The organism is Pseudomonas sp. BF-RE-21 (genome assembly GCF_019947305.1).
Classification (GTDB): Bacteria; Pseudomonadota; Gammaproteobacteria; order Pseudomonadales; family Pseudomonadaceae; genus Aquipseudomonas; species Aquipseudomonas migulae.
In genome coordinates, this window is the sequence record NZ_JAGYGF010000002.1 from 190,538 (window position 1) to 212,278 (window position 21,741).

Here is a 21,741-nt window from a genome sequence, read left to right on the forward strand (position 1 = left end):
GTGGTTACAGCGTGCCAATCAGGGCCAGCTCTGCCTTGAGCTGTTCGGCACTCAGCTGGGAAAGTGGCAAGGCCAGGAAGGCTTCAATACGGGTTCTGATCTGCTCCGAGGTGGCTTCAAAAGCCGCTTCGATTTCTTCTTGAGTTCCATGGTATTCCGAAGGATCCGCCAGCCCCCAGTGGGCTTTGGTGGCCGGTCCGAAAAATACCGGACAGGCTTCACCGGCCGCCTTGTCGCACACCGTGATGACGAAATCAGGTGCCAAGTTCACATGGACATCGCTGGACTTACTGAACAGCCCAGACGTCGAAATACCAGCTTTCTCCAACGTATTAAGACTCAGCGGATGCACTTCGCCTTTGGGCTGACTGCCAGCGCTGTAGGCTTTCATGCCTTCCGGTGCCAAGTGATTGAAGACCGCTTCACAAAGGATGCTGCGGCAACTATTGGCAGTGCAGAGGAACAGGATTTTCATCGGGCGATCTCGTAGTCGAAGGCGGAATCAGACGATCCAGCTTTAACAGCAGGCGAGTGCCCGTTCAGGACGGTCGCCCATCTCATCAAGGCGTTTGGCATCTGGGCTCAACCAGTGCTTATTGCTTTCCAGCACCGTGGTCAGCACTTGATGGACCCAGTCCGGCAGATTGGGGTGCAGTCGGTAATAGACCCATTGGCCTTGCCGACGGTCCGACAACAGGCCACAAGTTCGCAGTTGTGCGAGGTGCCTGGAGACTTTTGGCTGACTCTCGTTCAACGCGCAGGTCAGCTCGCAAACGCACAGCTCTCCTTCACTAGTGATGAGCAGCATCGTGCGCACCCGAGTGTCGTCAGCCAGGCATTTGAAAACAGTGGTTGGTGTCAGATGGTCAGCCATATCGGTTCTCAGTGTTTGTTTTTGACCAAGACGAACATCTTGATGCGCTCATGAATTTCGTGAAGGGTGTGACGGAAGGCATCGGGTTTGGAGCTGGTTACCGGGTCCTCAAAACTCCAGGCCAACGCCTCGCCAGCGCCAGGTAACGACAGGCATTCGGCTGCGGCTTTATCACACAAGGTGATGACGTAATCGAAACGCTCACCACGGAATTCGTCTATCGACTTGCTGCGTAATCCTTCGCTGCTCACACCGATGTGTGAGAGCGCCTCAAAGGTACGCGGATCTATCTGAGTCGGCGTTGTGCCGGCACTGAATGCCTCGAAATGCTCTGAGTCGGTATGTCTCAACAACGCTTGGGCCAACTGGGAGCGTGCAGCGTTGGCGGTGCAGACGAACAGGACACGGGCTTTGCTGGTCATTGTGAAGCCTCAGCTCATATACGGTTTTACGAATATATGTTTTTTCGCATAGAAGGTAAAGCCTCGGTGGGAAATTTGCTCTGAAGCCCATTGGTGTAACAATTTCGGTATCGCTCAGACATCACAAGCAAAGGGAAATATCAGACAGGCCCACATGGCGCTTCTAAGACATCCGATCATATGCATATGCGGTTTATGTAATAAGCGTGCCGCTTGACTATGCGATCTGACTGCAACACCGCACTCCAAACGCCACGATTGAACAGATGCACTTGGCCTGCCCCATCCCTGCCTGGCTCATAGACAATTGCCAGAGCACGCTATAACGTCGCGGGGCTATTTTTCCGGCATTCAACCTGTCAGCGGATCTGTTGATTGCCAGGACATTCAGGAAGCTTAAGCAGGCAGCTTTCAATTTTCGGGGCAAGAGGAAGAAAGAGAACAATGACTCCCGTTAGAGAGAAAAACAAAATCACCATATTCGGTAGCGGCACCATTATCGGCGCCCTAGGCGGATTGATTGGCCTGGGTGGTGCGGAGTTTCGACTGCCCTTGCTCATTGGGCTGTTCGGTTTCGGTGCGCTGGAAGCAATTATCCTCAACAAGGCTATGAGCCTTGTGGTGGTAGCTACGGCCCTTCCTTTTCGTGCGTTTGCTGTCCCTTACGCGCAGGTGTTTGAGCGATGGGACATTATTGTCACGCTGCTGGCCGGAAGCCTCGCAGGTGCCTGGTTTGGAGCCGGGTGGGCAACCAAGCTTAAAAGCAAAACCTTGTACCGTGTATTGGCAGTGCTGCTTGTGGGGATTGCCGCAGCTTTGCTGTTCGGCCATGAGACGAGCTCGACTGGAACGCCTCTGTTTCAAGGCGTGATACTGGCTATTGTCGGGATCGTAGTCGGATTCGGTATTGGAGTGGTTGCTGCATTGATGGGCGTCGCTGGGGGGGAGCTGCTCATACCGACAATCGTTCTTTTATTCGGTGCTGACATCAAGCTCGCCGGCAGCCTCTCACTTGCGGTTAGCCTGCCCACAATGATTGTGGGCTTCACGCGATACAGTCGCGATCAGAGCTTTTCAATAATCCGCGCCCAACGGCCCTTTATTTTGATCATGGCAGCAGGCTCCATCATCGGAACATTTATCGGTGGACAATTGTTAGGTCTAATCCCGACGGCATACTTGCTGCCGCTGCTTGCGGCAATCCTGTTGATATCCTCAGTCAAGGTATGGCGTCACAGCTGATTGTTGACCCGATCAGCTCAGGGCTGGATCTCGACCACGAGTTGTATTCAGAAATCGTCGACTAAGTTGACGAGAAATAAGTATCCAGCCCTGAGTGACCCCGGTAAATGCTCTAGCCATTGCAACACTTCGGCGAGGTTCGAGATGCGACCTCAGGGATAGCCCCTCCAGTGCCGCAACAAGCCCCCTCACTTGGCGAAGTCCCCAATCGATCATCAGCCCCTTCGAAATCCGAGTTGCATACGCCGGTCTCCGGGAGGACCAGCTCAACCCTTTTGGCTGCATCCCAATCGCCCGCCAATGCCGCAACGACAGATCGAACCTGCTCATACCCCGTCATCAACAAGAACGTAGGCGCCCGGCCATAACTCTTCATCCCCACAATGAACAAACGTTCCTCGGGATGGGTCAGCTCGACCGCGCCATGGGGCCTGACCGTACCGCAGCTGTGCTCGTTGGGATCAATCATAGGAGCTAGTAACACTGCGCTTTGGGTCGCGGGATCAAGCGCGATACGCAGCTCAGCGAGCAGGCTCAGGTCTGGGCGGAATCCCGTCGCCACAATGAGTTCGTCCACTGGTGGAAGTATCTGCTCTCCCGCCTTCACGATCAGCCCTTGGCCATTGTCTGCAACCTGATCGATAGCAATGTTTTTGAACAGCTCGATCACACCGTCATTCAGCAACTGGCGAATCTTCAGGCCAAGCTTTCCGCGCTCTTCCAACTGATCATTTGCCCCCCCCCCCAGAATGCGCTCAAGGGAATTGCCCCGGATCGCCCAGAGCACTTTGGTTTGCGGTGCCTCCTGAGTCAGGCGCACCAGATCCTGTAGGGCGTTAAACGCGGAGTGCCCACCACCCACCACGAGGACTCTTTTGTTGGCATAACGATTCCGGGCACGGCCCAGCACCGCCGGTATGCCGTACGCAATGTGCGAGGCATGGGGGATCTCGCCCAAGGCCGGGATGCCATGGGCACCCATCCAGTTTGGCGTCAGGTAGGTGCCCGAGGCATCAATGACAGCGCTGGCCAGCACGTCCTGCTCACCCGCTGGCCCTGCAACACGGAGCAAGAAAGGAGCTGTCGATCTGCCCTGGGTCTTCATCACATCCTGACCGACGCGAGTGGCTGCCAGAACACGGGTATTGAGCTGCAAGTGACGCTTGATCTGTTCGAGGTCCGCGAGAGGTCGAACAAACCGGTCCAGCAGTTCACGACCCGTTGGATACTCATTCTCCGGTGGTGGAGTCCAACCAGCGGCCAGCAGAAGTTTGACCGCCTCCTTGTCCACGTTGAACTGCCATGGAGAGAACATCTTCACATGCGCCCATTCTTCAATGCTGGACCCCGCCGTCGGGCCAGCTTCCAGAATCAGCGGCGTGATACCTCTGGCCAGCAGATGAGCGGCTGCGGCAAGGCCCACTGGGCCCGCTCCAATTATGGCGATGGGAAGGTGAGTGTTTTCCATGATCGACTCCTTCTTCAGGCTGGCTGATTGACCGGAAACAGGCGCTCAACAATTGCGCAGTCGAGCCAACGTCCTTCCAGGCAAGCATGTTTTTCATACACGCCCACTTGGCGGAAACCGCAGGCTTCGCACAGTGCTAGGCTGGCGTGATTGAAGGTAAAAATGCGTGAAAGGACTTTCCAGAAACCACGAGCTTCGGCTTCTTTCAGCAGTGACTGAAGCAACTGCTTACCGAGCCCCTGGCCGCGAACACTGCGATCCAGATAAATAGAAAAATCCGCAATGCCGTCGTAACAGGCACGGGCGCGATAACTACTGAGCCCAGCCCATCCAACAACCTGATCGGCCTCATTGACCATGACCAACACTGGATAACGTTCCATTGAGTTGATGCGATCAAGCATGTCTGCCGGACTGCGAGGAGTCGTTTCAAACGTAGAACTACGCTCCTCAATCCCTTGGTTGTAGATGGCAGCTATAGAAACGGTGTCTTTGGCTTCAGCTAAACGAATTTGCATTGTTGGCATTCCATTACGTTGGTAGTAACAACATTTTTGGCAAAAAAAGGGAAAACCCTCCCTTTTTCAATCCTCGCTTTTCACCGCTGGGCAGCACTCGCTCACAAGCCCACAGCGAATCTCCGTGGCCCGCGTAATCTGCCTGAGCAAACTCAGCGCCCCCTGCCTAGCTTCAGCCGAGAGGTTCTCGATCATCGCTCGCTCTTCAGCAATCAGGTCAGCTCTGATTTTCTCGTATAGCTCACGTCCAGCCGCCGTTGCCTGGATTCGCACTGCACGCCGATCTTCATCATCCTCGACACGGGATACATACCCTTTGCGCTCCAGGGTATCGATCACTCGACTCGCCGTGCTCTTGTCCAAGAACATTTCTTCCGCCAAGACCTGAAGGCGCAGCGAGCCCCTTTTGACCAGCGTTTCGACGGCATAACACTGGGTTACAGACACGTCATAACAGCAGATCCGATCACGATCACGGAACTGATGGACGCGAACCAGCTGGTTCAGCGCCTCGTACAAGTCCTCAGAATCCTGAGTCAGCTGATCGTTTTTACCCTTCGTCATAACCGTCACAAATTAGTTGGTAGCAGCAACAATAATCCTGCTATCTCGGAATCGTCAACACGGATTTCCCGGTTGACGGTCCCCAGAGGAAAGCGCTAGCTTGTTGTTACTGCCAACTAAAAACGAGCACGCCGGTCGTGACACTTCCCGAGCAGATTCATCCCCCGATTAATCGCTCCAGGCTCGTATGGGGGATGGGTTTCACTCAGATTCTTGCCTGGGGTTCGACCTATTACTTGCCCGCCGTGCTTGCGGCACCGATAGCCAAAGAAACCGGGTGGTCCATCACCAGTGTGGTGGGTGGCTTGTCCTGGGGGCTGCTGGTTGCGGGAGCTTCCTCGCCGGCAGTTGGTCGTCAGATTGATCGTTATGGCGGACGCTCTGTCCTAGCCGCCAGTTCATTGCTGCTGGCTCTCGGCATGCTACTGATGGGGCTGGCGGAAAACACTGCCATTTACTATCTCGCCTGGACCCTGATCGGCGCTGCCATGGCAGCGGGTTTATACGACGCAGCCTTCTCAACTCTAGGACGTCTTTTCGGTGAGGGGGCTCGAACGTCAATTACCGGGCTAACCCTGTTAGGTGGGTTCGCCAGCACCATAGGCTGGCCGGTGATAGCGGGACTGGAGAGTTGGATCGGTTGGCGAAGCGCCTGCTTTGTCATCGCAACTGCTCACTTGGTAATAGGATTCCCTATTCATGCCCTGTTGATTCCCGGAAGCACAAAACAACCGCCTCACCCCATCATTACCGAAGCACCCAATGCATCAGAGCTTCGCCCCGACACTACCAACCATCTGTTCTTGCTGATTGGCGCGATGCTGACGATTCTGGCGCTGGTGGTATCAGGTATCTCAGTGCACCTGCTCAATGTCCTTAAGCAACTGGGGATTGCGACTGCTGTGGCCTTGGCCGCCGGCATGGTGATTGGCCCTTCGCAAGTCGTGGCACGGGTGGCAGAGTTTTCCATAGGCAGAAACCTCCACCCAACTTGGTCCGCACGAGTTGGCGTGTTGCTGTGTTTGATCGGACTTGGCCTGCTAATCTCAGGCCTGCCTTGGCTGGCGTTCGTGGCGATTGCGCTTTACGGAGCAGGTAATGGCATTCTTACTATCGCTCGCGGCACTCTTCCACTGGCCCTATTTGGGCCCAAAGGGTATGGCGCACGAATGGGATTGCTCGCAAGGCCCATCCTTGTCGCCCAAGCTTGCGGCCCCATCGCCGCTGCTTACGTTCTGGATAGCTTCGGAGCATCGGTATTGCTTAGCGTGATGTGCGGGCTTCTGTTGCTGTGCTTCATCGCCACTTGGCGTCTGCCAACTACGCAAAAAGGCAGTTAATTACGATGTTCCGGTAGACGCAGTGTTGAGCAGAAAAAATCGATAGCCGGCATCAAGCGAACACGGGGTGCGATGCATCGTGAATGAAGCGCATCAAGCTAGGGATGATGTGAGAAGCATCTCGTCCGACGCCTCTAAGGGTGGCCGAAGCAAAGTTTCGCTGCTTCGGTAATCCCACAAAATACAAACCCGGTACATGCTCCGCCTTCCCGTTGCGTTGGGTCAGGCTTTCATTGCCCGTCACGTGCAAACCTGCCAAAAAACCAAGGTTCGGACGAAACCCGGTCGCGAAAACCAAACTGTCCACGTCCGTGTGCTGCCCATCAGCCCAGATCACGCCCGTTGACGTTACCTCCGTGAACATCGGCTTGCACTCAAAAAGTCCCTGCTTAATGGCTCGACGATAGGTGCCATCATCCAGTACGGGGGTACTTTGGTCATTCAGCCAACGAGTCTTCTCCATCCCTGTCCACTTGAGCCAAGCATGAAAATCCACACCGAGGATCTTTTGCGGGAAAAACCGAATCGATTCCCTTGTCGCCAAAACGACGCTGCTGACTTGAGCCAACTCATGGGCAATTTGTACAGCTGAGTTGGCAGCACCTATGACCACTACTCGTTGATCAATGAAGCCGTCGACGTTTCGGTAATCAGCACTGTGTAAACGTTGCCCGCGAAAATTCTCCAGCCCCTGAATGTCAGGGATGAACGGCTGATTGAATCCGCCAGTGCAAACAATCAATGCTTTTGAGCAGAAACGCTGACCATCAGATGCCTGAAGCAGAAATAGTCCATCCTCCCTACACACTTTCTGGACTCGTATGTTCTGCCGAATGGGTAGCTGGAAAGCGTCCGCGTACTGCTCCAAATAACGTACGACTTCATCGCGTAGCGGATAGTGCTTAGCTTCAGCGGGAAAAGGCATCCCAGGTAACGATGAGTAAGCAGCAGGGGAAAAAAGTCTCAGGCTGTCGTAGTAATTGCGCCAGTTTCCACCTGGCTGGCTCTCGGCATCCAGGATGAGAAAACTGAGATTCTGCTGCCGCAGATGCCAACCACACGCGAGCCCAGCTTGGCCCGCACCAATAACGATGACATCCGTGGGCTCATTAATTATGTTCATTTATGCGCACTCATGCATATATTGAAATAATAAAAAACTACTCTGGCACACCAGGGCAGCAAAACGGGGCCAGACTCTTCATGTGTTGGAGAATGGCTTCGAGCCGTGTCACCACCGCCGCCCCATCCACCTCGTAGAACATCTGCCGGCTGACCTTGGTAGCACGGACGATGCCCGCCTCTGATAGCACTTGCAGATGACGAGACACCACTGAACGCTCTTGAGGCACCCCTTCGGCAATCTCGGCGATATCCGCACGCCCCAGTTGCATGACTCGCTTGAGCACAGCTACCCGCGACGGCTCGCAAAGTGCTTTGAAGAAGGCTCCATCGAGAGAGTCGATTGCGGCATCAATTGCCCGAGAACGTGTAGAGGCTGGGTTCGTCATGCGGATCACTATATGTGCATATCCATGCACGCGTCAATTGTCCGAATGAACGTCAACAATAGATATCAATAGCGCCTGATCAATGTGACAGTGAGCGCTCTGCTAGGCAGTCAGATCCAGAATCGACCAGCCGGCTGACTCCAGTGCTGTTCTACGTTTCACCCCGATAGAACCCTCTCCCAAGCTACTTTGGCGTATTGCGAGGCACAGCATATGAGTGGGGCGGGTCATTCCGACGTACATCAACATCATGTCCTTCCTGGCTGTCTCTTGCGGTCGTTTGGCAGCCGATTTTTTGCCTTCAAGCCAAGGCATGAGCTTTTGGATGAAATGCGTCCCTCTGAAGGTTTCCAGAATCAGCGTTGCAGCATGTGTCTTGCCTTTCTCAGAGTGGATGGATGACAGGCGAATATCGACACCTTTCTGACCTTCTTCGAATCTGTAGGTATTGATCAGCGACCCGCCACTCTCCACAGAATCTGCAGCAGCAGGAGCAGGCCCCCACGCCAGATACTCGTTACTTTGGGTGGCGGCTGTACGGACGTCAGAGTCCTGAAGAGCAGCCGCTACGCGCAAAAGCTTAGATGAGACCACGCCATCCCATTGCTGCTCCGTCATTTCCGTGGGCTCGAACAGGAGTTGCTGGAGGCACTCCCGGTAAAGGGCAGCTACGTCAGGCTTCGTGAACAGGCCTTGCTCGATCATCTGGTGGCGCCGGTTTTTTACAGGTAGGACGGTAGCTGGGAACGCCAGGACTGCTAGGTTGGCCAGGCAGGAGGCCAGCAGCTCTACCCCTGACGCCGCTGTCGGCTCGCGCGCAACATACCGACGAGCGATATGGACCCCCTCTACAAAAGTGCGAGGCTTGAACGATGTTTTGCTCACCTCTGATTGGTAGGGTGCCCAGTAATGCGCCAGTGCTTTGGGATACTGGTTTTCCTTGAAATTCTCCAGTCTGTGCACTGCACCTATGGCGAATACCCCCGATTTGAGCGCATCAGCAGGCAAGTGCTCCACTACCAACCGACCATAGGCATCCAAAACCTGGCTGGTGTCCTTATCAGGGAAAACGATGATCGTATTCGGGATGGGCCTTGACTCACGCTGTGCACGAAGCCCAATCAAACCGTCCGTAATTGGCAAATAGGCGAAGGGGTTGGCGATCGATGCGATTGCCTGGTCGAACCGGAAACTACTGGCGATCTCCAGCTGGCGGTGAGGATCCGGAAATGGATCAGCCAACGGGGTCTTCTTCTCGAAAATCTCCTGATTGGGATCGCCTACCCGGATAACGCGGACATTGGGATCATCGTGAGGAAACACCCGTTGGAGAATGCCCGCCTGGTCGGATTGGGTGTCCTGCATCTCATCCACCAACACACAGGGGAAGCGCAGGCGTAGCGCAGCAGCCACACCATCCTCTTCATCAAGCAGCGCGTTCCCGAGTACAAATACCTCATCAAAGCAGAAGTACCCTGCTTTGGCAGCTTGGCCAAGTGCCTTGGACACGCTTTTGTAGGTGGCGGTATGAGGCGCAAAGTCAAAGTCTCGCCCTTGGAGCGGGTGATAAAAGTCGACGGATTTGATTCGCAGGCTCTCGACACGTAGAAATTTGCGCGTAAATGCAGTATCGACACCGCGATACTCAGCGGGTGTCAGCGCCCTCCTGCGAGCTTTGTGGGTAGCGTCGTCATCGATCGCAGTTAGAGGAATCCCCTTGGATCGCAACCATGGAGAAGCAAGAAAGCGTCCAGTGAATCCGTGGATGGTGTCGATATAGTGGGGAAACCTCAGTAGGCGTTGGCCAATCTCAGTGCCACCGAGGCGATGCTCGATCTCTTCCCGGGCTGCATTGGTATGTGAGAGCACGCAAATGCCCTGCATTCGGCTCTTCCAATGGCGGGCCAGGATCGCAAGCTTCGCAACAACCAAGGTCGTTTTACCGCTTCCTGGGCATGCGGATATGTCCATCGTATCCATGGATTTCAGGAAACGGCGGCGAGGTTCGTCTAGTGGTTTCAAGCGCATTAGCTCGATAACCCAATCGATGTCGGCGTCCGTGATTGGGTCGATCAGTTGGCCCAGAATCATTCCTTGCTCTCTTCGACCGGAGCAGGAGCCCCTGAATCGGAAATCAGGCTAGCGATCGCTGGCGTGGTGATACCACCAGTTGTCGACAAGGCTGAGCCACGGGTTGCGTATTCGATTGCGTGAACCACGTATGTCGGCAGAAGTCCGCGTAATCCGCTGGCATCCAGATTGCCGGAGTAAAACCGCTGGTCAATCAAATCAATCAAATGCTGAGCGGCGATCGCCTTGGACGCCCGCTTGAACAGCTTGTAGATCGCGGAACAACGGGCGTCAGCAGCAGAATGCTTGGTTTCGATTTCTGTATAGGCTGCGTCGGCTTTGGTTAACAGGCTTGCTTTGGTTTCCTTTGCCTCATCGATTTTTTCCTCATTGATGGCGAAATAGGCTGCGTGATGCACTTCCTTCGAAAGGCCGTTGAATGCCAGGTCATACTCGAGCGTCCAATGATCGGCAACAAACGTTCGCACGCATTGGCCGTCGCTTTCCGTGCGCTTATCTCGGTGCTCCTTGAGGCCCAGCTCCAGCTCGGTGGCTGTGCTTCCAAAATCCTTCTTCGCTCGCCAGCGTCGATTGGCCTTGTCGGGCCAGGTTGAGCCTGAAACGCCTTTCAATCCCAAGATGTGAGGAGCGCAATCGGGCATTACATCCATGTCGGTGATGCACGCTGTCGGAACCGTGATTTCTCCTTTCGAGGTATCACGGCGCTGCAGGATTTTCGAGTAACGCCTCAGCCCTACGCCGCCCACGTTGATGATCGAGACGCCGTGCTTGGTGAGATCCTTACCGAGCCTACGAGCGAGAGCTGGCAGCAGAATTGCCTCGGCGTCGCCTTCGACCACGAGGAGGCCTTTTGCGAAGAAGAGCCCGGCCTTTGTGACGTCGAGAAATCGGCTCAGAAATCGATAGTCGTCAACAGCCAAGCAAGTCTGATCTTCAGCAAGTGAAAACGCTTGTTGTCGTTGCATCAAGACAAGATTCTGCAGTGGTATCTTCGAGCTCAAATTCGGGCTATGGGTGGTCAGAATGACTTGAACCGGCCGGAACCCTTCAGCAGGTTTTGTCGCCTTTTCGAGGAACTCCATCAATTGAAGCTGACGCTGCGGATGCAAATGCGCCTCTGGCTCTTCCACCAGGAGTAGAGGTAATCCATCCGGCTCCTTGCCCAGGAGCAATAATTCGCACGCCATGAACAGGACGTTGTTGGAGCCCAATCCGTAGACGCCTCGCGTTTCCCCAGAGGCCTGATCCAGCAACCCCAGTTCCAGGCGCTCGAGGATCTGCTTGAGCTTCGCTGAGTCCGTACCGCCCTCACCAAAACCGATCCGACTCGTCAGGGGTTGACCAGCCAGTGACAACGGGCCGAGATAGGACTCGTTGATTTCCTTCTGGGCAGCGATTATGGCGCTGTGCTTGTTCACCAAATGACGAAGGTAATCCCCCATGCCCGCGATGCTGAGTGCCTCAGCATCAGGGATGCCAGCAGGCGGTACAACTTCATCGAAGGCATTCCCGGCATCAATGCTCGGAAAGCTGTTCAGCACCTGTGATAGACGGGAGTTTCTACCCGGGGACATTTCCCGCTCAGCATCTCGCAGCGGTTTGAGGTATGCGGTAGCCAGTAGCTGCCGTACACCTACATCCAGTGACGGGCCCTCTCCGTTTTCGCCTGAGCGGATAGAGATATCGACCCATTTGCGCGTCGCCGCCGAGGCAGCTACACGTCGGGCGGACCAGTGGACGTAGAGCCGACCTGCGCTGCCCTTATAGGTCACATATTCAGCGAAGGCTCCTAGCTCCATGGCACTAAGCCCCTCTAGGACACACACAAGGGTTATGGTTTCGGCCTGAGTGCCGTCTTTCGCGATATGGAAATCTTCGAGCTGCAAACGAAGATACTCGGCATCCCGGGTCTGCAGCACGTAGCGGATAGCGTCGATGACTGCGGTTTTGCCCGCATCGTTCTCTCCGACGAGGGCGGTCACCCCTTCATTGAATCGGATATCCAAGCCATGCTTGGCGTGACCGAACTGCCGGAAATTCTCGATTTTCAAAGCGGAAAGGTACACAGCAATGCTCCCTCAATCGTAATTCATGGCAGGGAGCGGCTGTCCTCGAGCATTCGCTGGCAGGCCCTATTTCTTCCCTGAAGACGATAGTTATATGCCATGAAATGCACATCACGACTACCCATCCGCACGATTGAATTTCGCCCAGCGCCAGGGTTAACACCTGTAGCTGTTCTGCTACCGCTCGTATCCGCAGAAAGGCTGGATTGAGTTGAGCACGGTGGTTGAGCGTACGATTACAGTGATGCGTTGGTATGAGGCACAACTGGAGCAAACTCGGCTTCTTGGCTTTCGCGATCCTTACTGATCAATGACGACTTCTGGCCTACAGCAGTATGACGCGATCTTCAGTCAAGTTCCGGTCGCCCGCTTCCGCGCAGCTGCTCACTGCCATACCGATCCACCTCACGGAAGTGGGCCATCGGGCGGCCGATATCTAGCATCTGAAACTCTGGTTTTTGACGCATTCCATGCCTAAAAAGGTATATCAAAATCATGTCGCCATGAGGCTCGAGAGATATCTTCCACTCGTGGCAGTCGATTCCAAGGAGCAACTGGACCACTGGGATTCACCTTTGCATCATCGAGAAGAACAGCAAACTCAACGACCCCTTGGCTTGCCAGTAGCGTCATGAGCGTCTCGAGACTCTTGAACTCCCTCGTCCCACCTCGTTGTCGTTGCAGAATAAACACCCCCTGAGGCGTTGCGATCTCTAAAACGAAGTGTCCTCCACGTTGGCGGCGAACATAGGGAACGGCTCCAGGCACTCTCAAGCGCTCTCGTAAATTGATCTCCACGAAACCCAGCATTTCTCACCTAATCAATAATCAATTTTTGATTCATTTTAGCTCTTTTGATGGCCTATTTTGATAGGTAAGACGATCTAGAATTAACTAATCAAAAAAAGCTCAAAGCCACGTCTAATAAGGCCTTGCCTGCATTTTTTGAATAATCGATCATCTAGATGCTGGTGGGGGAGGAAGGAAGAATGGCTCCATAACTGATTTCGGAGCACACGAAAATGGATCAATTCTTCAATATTTTCTCGGCAGCCCTCACGGCAAATCCACTCAACCTTGCACTGTGTGCGGTGATCACCCTCTCAGTTGCAGTGGTTGCGATCGTTTGGAAACGGAGTTGATCTATGAGTAGTTCCGAGACGGTAGATTTCGCGCGACTCCCCATCAAATGGATTCAAAGTGGAGGCGTTACGGTCTTCGACAGTCGCGTCGGTGAAGAGTCGAAGAATCGCGTACAGCAGAACTCAAGCATCGCTGCGTTGAAGCTATTCATTAGCCTGTGCATGCTTGCTGACTACCATAGTGGGCAGCTGGCTACGACGTATCCAAAGCTGATTGCGCTTTCAGGGTTATCCCGACCGATAGTAGCCCGAGCATTGAAGCGCTTGATTCAAGAGGGGCTGCTCGAGAAGGTTGAAAAGCCCATACGCCAGGGCACCATTTTGCAAATGGCGGGATGGGGCGAGAGCTATCATGGGAAATTGCCCAAATCTAGACTTTACGATGGCAGCCGAACCAAATTGCTCGTCTTGCAGGAATTTGAATTCAGCGCTTTGAGCCTCTATGCCCTAAAGGTTTACTTGGTCATCTCCGCCTTCAGAGATAGAAGCAACTTTCATATCGCAACGATCAACTACAAAACCATTTCACGGCTCGCGGGCGTCCCTATCCATCAAATACCGCAATCACTGAACCGCTTGTACCATTTTGAGCTCATTTCCTATAAGCAGGCAGACTACTACGAGCCAGGAAACACTGAACAGGACCGGACAAATCGTTACTTAATTCGTGGCCTAGGCGACAGATGGCCTGCATTCAATCCTGAGCGCGCAAGCGGCAACCCTGCAAGGCCAAGCAAGGTGAAAATAGCCGCGTCTAATAATTTTGTTGCCGGCAAGAAAACACAAGCAACAAACAGATAAGACGAGATTTCAGATGCTCTAACGGATAGATTGTCTTAATAGAAAGACGCCTTAAACACGGCACCAGGCGTTCGAAGAATAAAAGTTAGATGCCTACCAGGGCGCACTCGACTACAAGGAAAGCTACGCTAACGCATTCTATGATGCGACTGCCGAGTCCATAACGTCAGGTGGATACGACGTCAGCAAGCTGCGCATTGTACTGGACGCTCTCCAGCGTCAATGCAGTCAAATGGCTGAGGAGATGCTCCCAATCGCACAGCATTCCGATTGATGAGTCCAGTTTGTATCGACCGAGACGCCCGACAGGCTACAAATGCTCTCACGGGCGTTATCCGTGTGCATTCGAAGAATATCTGTGCTTGATTCGGGCTAACACGCGGCACCACTTCTGACCTCAATCAACCCGGAAATCGGTTGATTCAGTCCCAAGCGGTTGGTAGTTGGCCCAAAGAGTTTCGGTTGATCGAAGAACAACAGAGTTGCTTCTGAGATCGCTCATAAAATTACTAAAGCTATCGTAAGTAAGCAATATTGCTTCAAAGACCAGCCCCTTAAACTTGCTCTCGAAGTGATAGTCAAACTTCTGCTCATTCATAAGTAAGACTGTATTATTGAGTAGTTCTATTACCACATCACCGATTGGAGATGCGAGTAACTCCGGATGGGACTTTGATGATAGCTTCTCGTGCAAAAGGATAAGCGCAGCCTCTTCCGATACGTGAAAGCCGAAGGAGTAAATATCACGGAGAAGCTTTGAACGCTTGTGCTCAAAGGGATCTTGATTACTCACGGCAGTAATGGTCGCGAGACTATTCCCCTCACAGCCGTTCCACATGACTTCCAATCCATGCCCCATCCGCGTGAAAGGCATGTCACAGAATGGACAGTCTCTCTGCAAAACAAGGTTATGTTTAACGCAAACCTTCATACCGATTTGGTGAGATCTTCGCCAGAAAGAAAAGCCAAATGAGATCATGTCTTCTCTTATGCATTCAGGACAAAAAGCTGAAGGTCTCCTTTTTGTTTCATCGCATTTATCATTTCGCAGGTAAGCATCCTGAGAATATGAAAGATTATCGACCCTTTTGAAAACTGAGCTACGAGGGTAGTCCGTATGGAAATGCAAGAGTCGATTGAAGCCTTGGCAGCCATGCCAATTCATTGCTGATGCGATGGTCCTCATTTCCGAAAAAAGTAGAACTGATTTCGAGAATGGTTTGAAAAAATCAGCGGTGGAGTTTCCCCAGTTTAGGAAGATGTTCCTGTCCACGTAGGATTGAAGGGATTCGTCGCGTTGAATCGTCAAAAGCATTGTTGATCACGAAGAAGGCTGCCTAAATCAGGCGCAGATCACGAGATGAGGCATGTCACAGGAAGGAGAGACCTCCTGGCCTCCACCCCCTCTGCGACAGTTTTTATTCCCCAGCGACAGTTTTTATTCTCTAATTTCACCCTTGATTCAGCTGTGGATAACTTATTCCACGGTGACTGACTTCGCCAGGTTGCGCGGCTGGTCAACGTCTGTGCCTTTCAACACCGCGACGTAGTACGACAGCAACTGCAGCGGGATGGTGTAGAGGATCGGCGACAGGATGTCGTGGATGTGCGGCATGTGCACAACGTGGGTGCCTTCGCCGTTGGTCATGCCGGCCTGTTCGTCTGCGAAGACGATCAGTTGGCCGCCACGGGCGCGCACTTCCTGGAGGTTGGACTTCAACTTCTCCAGCAGTTCGTTGTTGGGCGCCACGGTCACTACCGGCATGTCGTTATCCACAAGCGCCAACGGGCCGTGCTTCAGTTCGCCGGCCGGGTAGGCTTCAGCGTGGATGTAGGAGATTTCCTTAAGTTTCAGGGCACCTTCCATCGCTACCGGGAATTGCGCGCCACGACCGAGGAACAGGGTGTGGTGTTTCTCGGCGAACAGCTCGGCGATTTTCTCCACCGTGCTGTCCATGGCCAGGGCTTCGCCCAGACGGGTAGGCAGGCGACGCAGTTCTTCGACCAGGGTGGCTTCGACGCCTTTGGCCAAAGTGCCGCGCACCTGACCGAGGGACAGCGTCAGCAACAGCAGGCCAACCAATTGAGTGGTGAAGGCTTTGGTCGAGGCCACGCCGATTTCGCGACCGGCCTGGGTCAGCAAGGTCAGGTCGGACTCACGCACCAGCGAGCTGATGCCGACGTTGCAGATCGCCAGGCTGGCGAGGAAGCCCAGCTCCTTGGCGTTGCGCAGCGCGGCCAGGGTGTCGGCGGTTTCGCCGGACTGGGAAATGGTCACGAACAGGGTGTCTGGCTGCACCACGACTTTGCGATAGCGGAATTCGCTGGCGACTTCGACCTGGCACGGGATGCCGGCCAGCTCTTCCAGCCAGTAACGGGCGACCATGCCGGCGTGGTAGCTGGTGCCGCAGGCGACGATCTGCACGTTGCGCACTTTGGCGAACAGCTCGGCAGCCTGTGGGCCGAAAGCTTGTACCAACACACCGTCCGGGCTCAGACGACCTTCGAGGGTACGCTGCACCACAGCCGGTTGTTCGTGGATTTCCTTGAGCATGAAGTGGCGGAACTCGCCCTTGTCAGCCACGTCGGCACCGTCACGGTACTGCACGGTTTGACGCTCTACGACCTTGCCGCTAACGTCCCAGATCTGCACGCTATCGCGACGAATTTCGGCGATATCGCCTTCTTCCAGGTACATGAAGCGGTCAGTGACCTGGCGCAGGGCCAACTGGTCGGAAGCGAGGAAGTTTTCACCCAGGCCAAGGCCGATAACCAACGGGCTGCCACTGCGAGCGGCGAGCAGACGATCCGGTTGCCGAGCACTGATCACGGCCAGGCCGTAAGCACCGTGCAACTCTTTAACGGTGGCCTTGAGGGCTACGGTCAGGTCGTTCAGATCTTTGAGTTTGTGGTTCAGCAGGTGGGCGATGACTTCAGTGTCGGTGTCCGATGTGAACACGTAACCCAATGCCTTGAGTTGTTCGCGCAGGGCTTCGTAGTTCTCGATGATGCCGTTGTGCACCACCGCCAGATCACCGGAAAAATGCGGGTGAGCGTTGCGCTCGCACGGCGCACCGTGAGTGGCCCAGCGAGTGTGGGCGATGCCCAGGCGGCCGGCCAGCGGCTCGGCTTCGAGCGCCAGTTCCAGCTCGCTGACTTTACCCGGACGACGCATGCGCTCGAGCTGTTGGTCATTGGTATAGACCGCCACACCGGCGCTGTCATAGCCACGGTATTCCAGGCGCTTGAGGCCTTCGAGGAGGATGGCAGTGATGTTACGTTCTGCGACTGCACCGACAATTCCACACATGCTATTTCTCCTGACTGACAGCCGCGCATATCAGCGTGATACCGCGGGCTTGTATCTGATCGCGTGCCTCCAGCGGCAGGCGATCATCGGTAATTAGGGTATGGACGCTGCTCCATGGCAGCTCCAGGTTGGGAATCTTGCGGCCTATCTTGTCGGACTCCACCATCACGATCACTTCACGGGCAACATCCGCCATGACGCGGCTGAGTCCCAGCAATTCATTGAAGGTGGTGGTACCGCGCACCAGGTCGATGCCGTCGGCACCGATGAACAACTGATCGAAATCGTAGGAGCGCAGCACTTGCTCGGCGACCTGCCCCTGGAAAGACTCGGAATGCGGGTCCCAGGTACCGCCGGTCATCAGCAGCACCGGTTCATGCTCGAGTTCACTCAAGGCGTTGGCGACATGAAGCGAGTTGGTCATCACCACCAGGCCCGGCTGCTGGCCGAGTTCCGGAATCATCGCTGCCGTGGTGCTGCCGCTGTCGATGATGATCCGGGCATGCTCGCGGATCCGCGCAACGGCAGCGCGGGCGATCGCCTGTTTGTACCTGGAAACCGGTTGCCCGATATCGGCGACCAGTTCCTGAGGCATGGTGATCGCACCGCCATACCGGCGCAACAAAAGACCATTGCTTTCGAGCGCCGCCAGGTCCTTGCGAATCGTAACTTCCGAGGTTTCGAAGCGCTTGGCCAGTTCATCAACACTGACTTCGCCCTGCTCATTGAGCAAGGCGAGGATATTGTGACGGCGTTGAGGTGTATTGCGCTTCGACATGACCTGGTAAGTTTCGATTCGAAAGATAACGGAAGCAATCAAAACCTATTGGTGAAACTTCGTCAAGCGCGAGGCGATAAAAAGGTCTGTGGATAAAAGCTTCGCGGGCAAGTCGGATCGCCGCACCGCTCGCTCCTACGGGATCGTAGTCAATCCACATAATGTGTACGACTTCATCTGTAGGAGCGAGCGGTGCGGCGATCCGACTTGCCCGCGAAGGCGATCTAACGAACACCGCAAACGCTTGTGGATAACTCAGGCCTTTTTGATTTTCACTGGCCGTTTCCAGCCATCGATATTCTTCTGGCGCGCACGTCCGACGGCCAGTTGCTCTTTATCCACATTCTGCGTGATGGTCGATCCGGCCGCAGTGGTCGCACCGCTAGAGATATCCACAGGCGCCACCAACGAGCTGTTGGAACCGATGAACACATCCTCACCCAACACGGTTTTCCACTTGTTGGCACCGTCATAGTTGCACGTGATGGTGCCTGCACCGATGTTGGTGCGTGCGCCAATCTCGGCATCGCCCAGATAGGCCAAGTGACCGGCCTTGGCGCCTTCGCCCATGTGAGCGTTTTTCAGCTCGACAAAGTTACCCACATGCGCACGAGCCTCCAGCACGGAGCCGGGACGCAGGCGCGCGAATGGACCGGCATCACTGCCTTCGCCCATGATCGCGCCTTCGATATGGCTGTTGGCCTTGATCACCACGCCTTTGCGCAAAGTGCTGTCCTTGATCACGCAGTTCGGGCCGATCACCACGTCATCTTCGATGACAACCTTGCCTTCGAGAATCACGTTGATGTCGATCAGCACATCGCGACCGACAGTGATGTCACCACGGACATCGAAACGTGCCGGGTCGCGCAGGGTCACGCCCTGGGCCATCAAACGACGACCCGCGCGCAGTTGATAATGACGCTCGAGCTCGGAAAGCTGCTTGCGATCATTGGCGCCCTGCACTTCCATCGCATCGTGAGGCTGCTCGGTCGCCACCACCAGACCATCACTGACTGCCATGGCAATCACGTCAGTCAGGTAGTACTCGCCCTGGGCGTTGTTGTTGGAAAGACGGCTCATCCAGCCGCCCAGTTGCGCGAACGGCAGCGCGAGAATACCGGTGTTGCCTTCAGTGATCGCACGCTCGGCTTCGTTGGCGTCTTTCTGCTCGACGATAGCCGTCACCTTGCCGGCAGCATCACGAACGATGCGGCCATAGCCGGTTGGATCATCCAGCTGAACGGTCAGCAAACCCAATTGCTGCGGTGCAACCTGCTTGAGCAGACGTTGAAGGGTCTCGACTTCGATCAACGGCACATCGCCGTAAAGAATCAGGACGGTGTCGGATTCAATGAACGGGACTGCCTGAGCAACCGCGTGGCCAGTACCCAACTGCTTGTCCTGCAGGACGAAATTCAGATCATCGGCTGCCAGTCGCTCACGTACGGCGTCGGCACCATGGCCAATCACCACGTGGATGCGCTGTGGATCAAGTTGCCGCGCGCTGTGGATAACATGGCCAAGCATCGAGTTGCCGGCAATCGGATGCAGGACTTTCGGCAGTGCCGAACGCATGCGAGTGCCTTGGCCGGCAGCGAGGATAACAATTTCAAGAGACATGACTGGCTACCAATCCTGGATGGTCAGCGGCTGCGACCAGGTTATGAAAATCGGAAAAGAAAAAAGGGTAGCCGAGGCTACCCTTTTTAATCAATCGCGCAACAAGTGATGGCCTGTTAGTGGCCAAACTTCTTGCGGATCTGCTGGACGGTGCGCAGCTGAGCTGCAGCCTCGGCCAGACGTGCGGCAGCAGAACCGTAATCGAATTCCGCGCCCCGCTCATGCAAGGCCTTCTCGGCAGCCTTAACGGCTTCCTGAGCGGAGGCTTCGTCCAGGTCGGCAGCTCGTTGCACGGTGTCGGCAAGAACCTTGACCATGTTCGGCTGAACCTCGAGGAAACCACCGGAGATGTAATACACCTCCTCTTCCCCGCCCTGCTTGACCAGGCGGATCGGGCCAGGCTTGAGATTAGTGATCAGCGGCGCGTGGCCCAGGGCGATACCAAGATCACCCAGTGCACCGTGCGCAATCACCATCTCGACCAGGCCGGAAAAGATTTCTCCTTCCGCGCTGACGATATCGCAATGGACTGTCATAGCCATCTGATTGCCTCAACCTAAATTAGCGCCCGTTGCCGGGCGCCGGGATTACAGTTTCTTGGCTTTCTCGATCGCTTCTTCGATGCCGCCGACCATGTAGAACGCTTGTTCTGGCAGGTGGTCGTAGTCACCGTTGAGGATGCCTTTGAAGCCAGCAATGGTGTCTTTCAGGGAAACGTATTTACCCGAGGCACCGGTGAAGACTTCAGCCACGAAGAACGGCTGCGACAAGAAGCGCTGGATCTTACGAGCACGGTTTACCAACTGCTTGTCGGCTTCCGACAGCTCGTCCATACCCAGGATCGCAATGATGTCCTTCAGTTCTTTGTAACGCTGCAGAACGTACTGTACACCGCGAGCGGTATCGTAGTGGTCCTGGCCGATTACGTTCGGGTCCAGCTGGCGCGAAGTCGAGTCGAGTGGATCGACCGCTGGGTAGATACCCAGGGAAGCGATGTCACGGGACAGAACGACGGTGGCGTCCAAGTGGGCGAAGGTGGTCGCTGGCGACGGGTCAGTCAAGTCATCCGCAGGTACGTATACCGCTTGGATCGAGGTGATCGAACCGTTTTTGGTCGAAGTGATACGCTCTTGCAGAGTACCCATCTCTTCGGCCAGGGTCGGCTGGTAACCTACTGCGGAAGGCATACGGCCCAGCAGTGCGGATACTTCAGTACCGGCCAGGGTGTAACGATAGATGTTGTCGACGAACAGCAGAACGTCGTTACCTTCGTCACGGAACTTCTCGGCCATGGTCAGGCCGGTCAGTGCTACGCGCAGACGGTTACCCGGCGGCTCGTTCATCTGACCGTAAACCAGTGCCACTTTGTCCAGAACGTTGGAGTCCTTCATCTCGTGGTAGAAGTCGTTACCCTCACGAGTACGCTCACCCACACCGGCGAACACGGAATAACCGCTGTGCTCGATGGCGATGTTACGGATCAGTTCCATCATGTTTACGGTTTTGCCTACACCGGCACCACCGAACAGACCAACTTTACCACCCTTGGCGAACGGGCAAACCAGGTCGATAACCTTGATGCCGGTTTCCAGCAGGTCGTTGCCGCCCGCTTGCTCAGCGAAGGTTGGCGCAGGACGGTGAATGCCCCAGCGCTCTTCGGTGGCGATCGGACCAGCTTCGTCGATCGGGTTGCCCAGTACGTCCATGATCCGGCCCAGAGTCGCTTTACCGACCGGTACGGAGATGGCTGCGCCAGAGTCGGTGACTTCCAGACCGCGCTTCAAGCCCTCGGTGGAACCCATCGCAATGGTACGAACCACGCCGTCGCCCAGCTGCTGCTGAACTTCGAGAGTGGTGCCTGCATCGCTTTTTACACTCAAAGCGTTGTAGATGCTCGGTACGCTGTCGCGTGGGAATTCCACGTCGATAACGGCGCCGATGATTTGAACGATACGTCCGCTACTCATAGCTGGATCCTCTGAATATTTGAA

Annotated in this window: 19 protein-coding genes and 1 pseudogene; 3 read left to right on the forward strand and 17 right to left on the reverse strand. The window is 55.0% G+C overall.

Features of this window, described 5'->3' with window-relative positions; all coding sequences use genetic code 11:
* Positions 1-4 precede the first annotated feature (4 nt).
* Genes KGB25_RS02445 through KGB25_RS02455 form a run of 3 tightly spaced genes read right to left on the reverse strand, consistent with a single transcriptional unit; the run spans position 5 to position 1,296 of the window.
* Positions 5-475 carry an arsenate reductase ArsC gene (locus KGB25_RS02445; RefSeq protein WP_223434162.1) on the reverse strand — a complete coding sequence of 157 codons (471 nt, stop codon included), beginning with the start codon at positions 473-475 and terminating at the stop codon, positions 5-7.
* Between the two features lie 42 nt (positions 476-517).
* A complete protein-coding gene (locus tag KGB25_RS02450) occupies positions 518-874 on the reverse strand; it encodes a metalloregulator ArsR/SmtB family transcription factor (protein ID WP_223434163.1) in 357 nt (118 codons plus the stop codon).
* Positions 875-882: 8 nt separating this feature from the next.
* Positions 883-1,296, reverse strand: a complete 414-nt coding sequence (locus tag KGB25_RS02455; protein WP_223434164.1) for an arsenate reductase ArsC — start codon at positions 1,294-1,296, stop codon at positions 883-885.
* Between the two features lie 444 nt (positions 1,297-1,740).
* Between KGB25_RS02455 and KGB25_RS02460 the strand changes: the two genes are divergently transcribed.
* Positions 1,741-2,538: a sulfite exporter TauE/SafE family protein gene (locus KGB25_RS02460; RefSeq protein WP_223434165.1), complete on the forward strand. Its 798-nt coding sequence runs from the start codon at positions 1,741-1,743 to the stop codon at positions 2,536-2,538.
* Positions 2,539-2,650: 112 nt separating this feature from the next.
* Here KGB25_RS02460 and KGB25_RS02465 read toward each other — a convergent pair whose 3' ends face one another.
* From KGB25_RS02465 to KGB25_RS02475, 3 genes are all read right to left on the reverse strand, one after another.
* A complete protein-coding gene (locus KGB25_RS02465) occupies positions 2,651-4,006 on the reverse strand; it encodes an NAD(P)-binding domain-containing protein (protein WP_223434166.1) in 1,356 nt (451 codons plus the stop codon).
* Positions 4,007-4,020: 14 nt separating this feature from the next.
* The gene (locus KGB25_RS02470) at positions 4,021-4,524 is read right to left on the reverse strand and encodes an arsinothricin resistance N-acetyltransferase ArsN1 family A (RefSeq protein ID WP_223434167.1); all 504 of its coding nucleotides are present in this window, start codon (positions 4,522-4,524) and stop codon (positions 4,021-4,023) included.
* 66 nt (positions 4,525-4,590) lie between these two features.
* Entirely contained in the window at positions 4,591-5,088 is a 498-nt protein-coding gene (locus KGB25_RS02475; RefSeq protein ID WP_223434168.1) for a MarR family winged helix-turn-helix transcriptional regulator, read from the reverse strand.
* Between the two features lie 194 nt (positions 5,089-5,282).
* Here KGB25_RS02475 and KGB25_RS02480 point away from each other — a divergent pair, with 194 nt between their 5' ends.
* Positions 5,283-6,428, forward strand: coding sequence for an MFS transporter (locus tag KGB25_RS02480; protein ID WP_223434169.1), 1,146 nt, complete (start codon positions 5,283-5,285; stop codon positions 6,426-6,428).
* Positions 6,429-6,480: 52 nt separating this feature from the next.
* On the opposite strand, the gene KGB25_RS02485 is transcribed toward KGB25_RS02480, so the two are convergent.
* From KGB25_RS02485 to KGB25_RS02500, 4 genes are all read right to left on the reverse strand, one after another.
* Entirely contained in the window at positions 6,481-7,551 is a 1,071-nt protein-coding gene (locus KGB25_RS02485) for a flavin-containing monooxygenase (RefSeq protein WP_223434170.1), read from the reverse strand.
* 37 nt (positions 7,552-7,588) lie between these two features.
* Positions 7,589-7,939 (reverse strand): ArsR/SmtB family transcription factor, encoded by a 351-nt coding sequence (locus KGB25_RS02490; RefSeq protein ID WP_223434171.1) that lies wholly within the window; start codon positions 7,937-7,939, stop codon positions 7,589-7,591.
* A 102-nt stretch (positions 7,940-8,041) separates the two neighbouring features.
* Entirely contained in the window at positions 8,042-10,030 is a 1,989-nt protein-coding gene (locus tag KGB25_RS02495; RefSeq protein ID WP_223434172.1) for a UvrD-helicase domain-containing protein, read from the reverse strand.
* Positions 10,027-12,096 carry an ATP-dependent nuclease gene (locus KGB25_RS02500; RefSeq protein WP_223434173.1) on the reverse strand — a complete coding sequence of 690 codons (2,070 nt, stop codon included), beginning with the start codon at positions 12,094-12,096 and terminating at the stop codon, positions 10,027-10,029. The genes KGB25_RS02495 and KGB25_RS02500 overlap by 4 nt, the downstream gene beginning before the upstream one ends.
* A gap of 1,145 nt (positions 12,097-13,241) precedes the next feature.
* Here KGB25_RS02500 and KGB25_RS02505 point away from each other — a divergent pair.
* A complete protein-coding gene (locus tag KGB25_RS02505) occupies positions 13,242-14,039 on the forward strand; it encodes a hypothetical protein (protein ID WP_223434174.1) in 798 nt (265 codons plus the stop codon).
* Between the two features lie 397 nt (positions 14,040-14,436).
* Here KGB25_RS02505 and KGB25_RS02510 read toward each other — a convergent pair whose 3' ends face one another.
* From KGB25_RS02510 to atpD, 7 genes and pseudogenes are all read right to left on the reverse strand, one after another.
* Positions 14,437-14,877: a hypothetical protein gene (locus KGB25_RS02510; protein WP_223434201.1), complete on the reverse strand. Its 441-nt coding sequence runs from the start codon at positions 14,875-14,877 to the stop codon at positions 14,437-14,439.
* A 72-nt stretch (positions 14,878-14,949) separates the two neighbouring features.
* Positions 14,950-15,354, reverse strand: a pseudogene (locus KGB25_RS30490) (TniQ family protein); the annotation flags it as partial.
* 162 nt (positions 15,355-15,516) lie between these two features.
* Positions 15,517-17,349 (reverse strand): glutamine--fructose-6-phosphate transaminase (isomerizing), encoded by a 1,833-nt coding sequence (gene glmS / locus KGB25_RS02520; RefSeq protein ID WP_008041429.1) that lies wholly within the window; start codon positions 17,347-17,349, stop codon positions 15,517-15,519.
* 1 nt (position 17,350) lies between these two features.
* Positions 17,351-18,127: a DeoR family transcriptional regulator gene (locus tag KGB25_RS02525; RefSeq protein WP_008027522.1), complete on the reverse strand. Its 777-nt coding sequence runs from the start codon at positions 18,125-18,127 to the stop codon at positions 17,351-17,353.
* A gap of 255 nt (positions 18,128-18,382) precedes the next feature.
* A complete protein-coding gene (gene glmU, locus KGB25_RS02530; RefSeq protein ID WP_223434175.1) occupies positions 18,383-19,750 on the reverse strand; it encodes a bifunctional UDP-N-acetylglucosamine diphosphorylase/glucosamine-1-phosphate N-acetyltransferase GlmU in 1,368 nt (455 codons plus the stop codon).
* A 116-nt stretch (positions 19,751-19,866) separates the two neighbouring features.
* Positions 19,867-20,292, reverse strand: a complete 426-nt coding sequence (locus KGB25_RS02535) for a F0F1 ATP synthase subunit epsilon (protein WP_007969909.1) — start codon at positions 20,290-20,292, stop codon at positions 19,867-19,869.
* A gap of 45 nt (positions 20,293-20,337) precedes the next feature.
* The gene (gene atpD / locus KGB25_RS02540; protein WP_008027526.1) at positions 20,338-21,717 is read right to left on the reverse strand and encodes a F0F1 ATP synthase subunit beta; all 1,380 of its coding nucleotides are present in this window, start codon (positions 21,715-21,717) and stop codon (positions 20,338-20,340) included.
* Between the last annotated feature and the right edge of the window lie 24 nt (positions 21,718-21,741).

Bases quoted from the DNA above. Each gene is read 5' to 3' on its own strand.
- KGB25_RS02445 (WP_223434162.1), bottom strand. From the start codon at position 475: ATGAAAATCCTGTTCCTCTGCACTGCCAATAGTTGCCGCAGCATCCTT.
- KGB25_RS02450 (WP_223434163.1), bottom strand. From the start codon at position 874: ATGGCTGACCATCTGACACCAACCACTGTTTTCAAATGCCTGGCTGAC.
- KGB25_RS02455 (WP_223434164.1), bottom strand. From the start codon at position 1,296: ATGACCAGCAAAGCCCGTGTCCTGTTCGTCTGCACCGCCAACGCTGCA.
- KGB25_RS02460 (WP_223434165.1), top strand. From the start codon at position 1,741: ATGACTCCCGTTAGAGAGAAAAACAAAATCACCATATTCGGTAGCGGC.
- KGB25_RS02465 (WP_223434166.1), bottom strand. From the start codon at position 4,006: ATGGAAAACACTCACCTTCCCATCGCCATAATTGGAGCGGGCCCAGTG.
- KGB25_RS02470 (WP_223434167.1), bottom strand. From the start codon at position 4,524: ATGCAAATTCGTTTAGCTGAAGCCAAAGACACCGTTTCTATAGCTGCC.
- KGB25_RS02475 (WP_223434168.1), bottom strand. From the start codon at position 5,088: ATGACGAAGGGTAAAAACGATCAGCTGACTCAGGATTCTGAGGACTTG.
- KGB25_RS02480 (WP_223434169.1), top strand. From the start codon at position 5,283: ATGGGTTTCACTCAGATTCTTGCCTGGGGTTCGACCTATTACTTGCCC.
- KGB25_RS02485 (WP_223434170.1), bottom strand. From the start codon at position 7,551: ATGAACATAATTAATGAGCCCACGGATGTCATCGTTATTGGTGCGGGC.
- KGB25_RS02490 (WP_223434171.1), bottom strand. From the start codon at position 7,939: ATGACGAACCCAGCCTCTACACGTTCTCGGGCAATTGATGCCGCAATC.
- KGB25_RS02495 (WP_223434172.1), bottom strand. From the start codon at position 10,030: ATGATTCTGGGCCAACTGATCGACCCAATCACGGACGCCGACATCGAT.
- KGB25_RS02505 (WP_223434174.1), top strand. From the start codon at position 13,242: ATGAGTAGTTCCGAGACGGTAGATTTCGCGCGACTCCCCATCAAATGG.
- KGB25_RS02510 (WP_223434201.1), bottom strand. From the start codon at position 14,877: ATGTGGAACGGCTGTGAGGGGAATAGTCTCGCGACCATTACTGCCGTG.
- glmS (WP_008041429.1), bottom strand. From the start codon at position 17,349: ATGTGTGGAATTGTCGGTGCAGTCGCAGAACGTAACATCACTGCCATC.
- KGB25_RS02525 (WP_008027522.1), bottom strand. From the start codon at position 18,127: ATGTCGAAGCGCAATACACCTCAACGCCGTCACAATATCCTCGCCTTG.
- glmU (WP_223434175.1), bottom strand. From the start codon at position 19,750: ATGTCTCTTGAAATTGTTATCCTCGCTGCCGGCCAAGGCACTCGCATG.
- KGB25_RS02535 (WP_007969909.1), bottom strand. From the start codon at position 20,292: ATGGCTATGACAGTCCATTGCGATATCGTCAGCGCGGAAGGAGAAATC.
- atpD (WP_008027526.1), bottom strand. From the start codon at position 21,717: ATGAGTAGCGGACGTATCGTTCAAATCATCGGCGCCGTTATCGACGTG.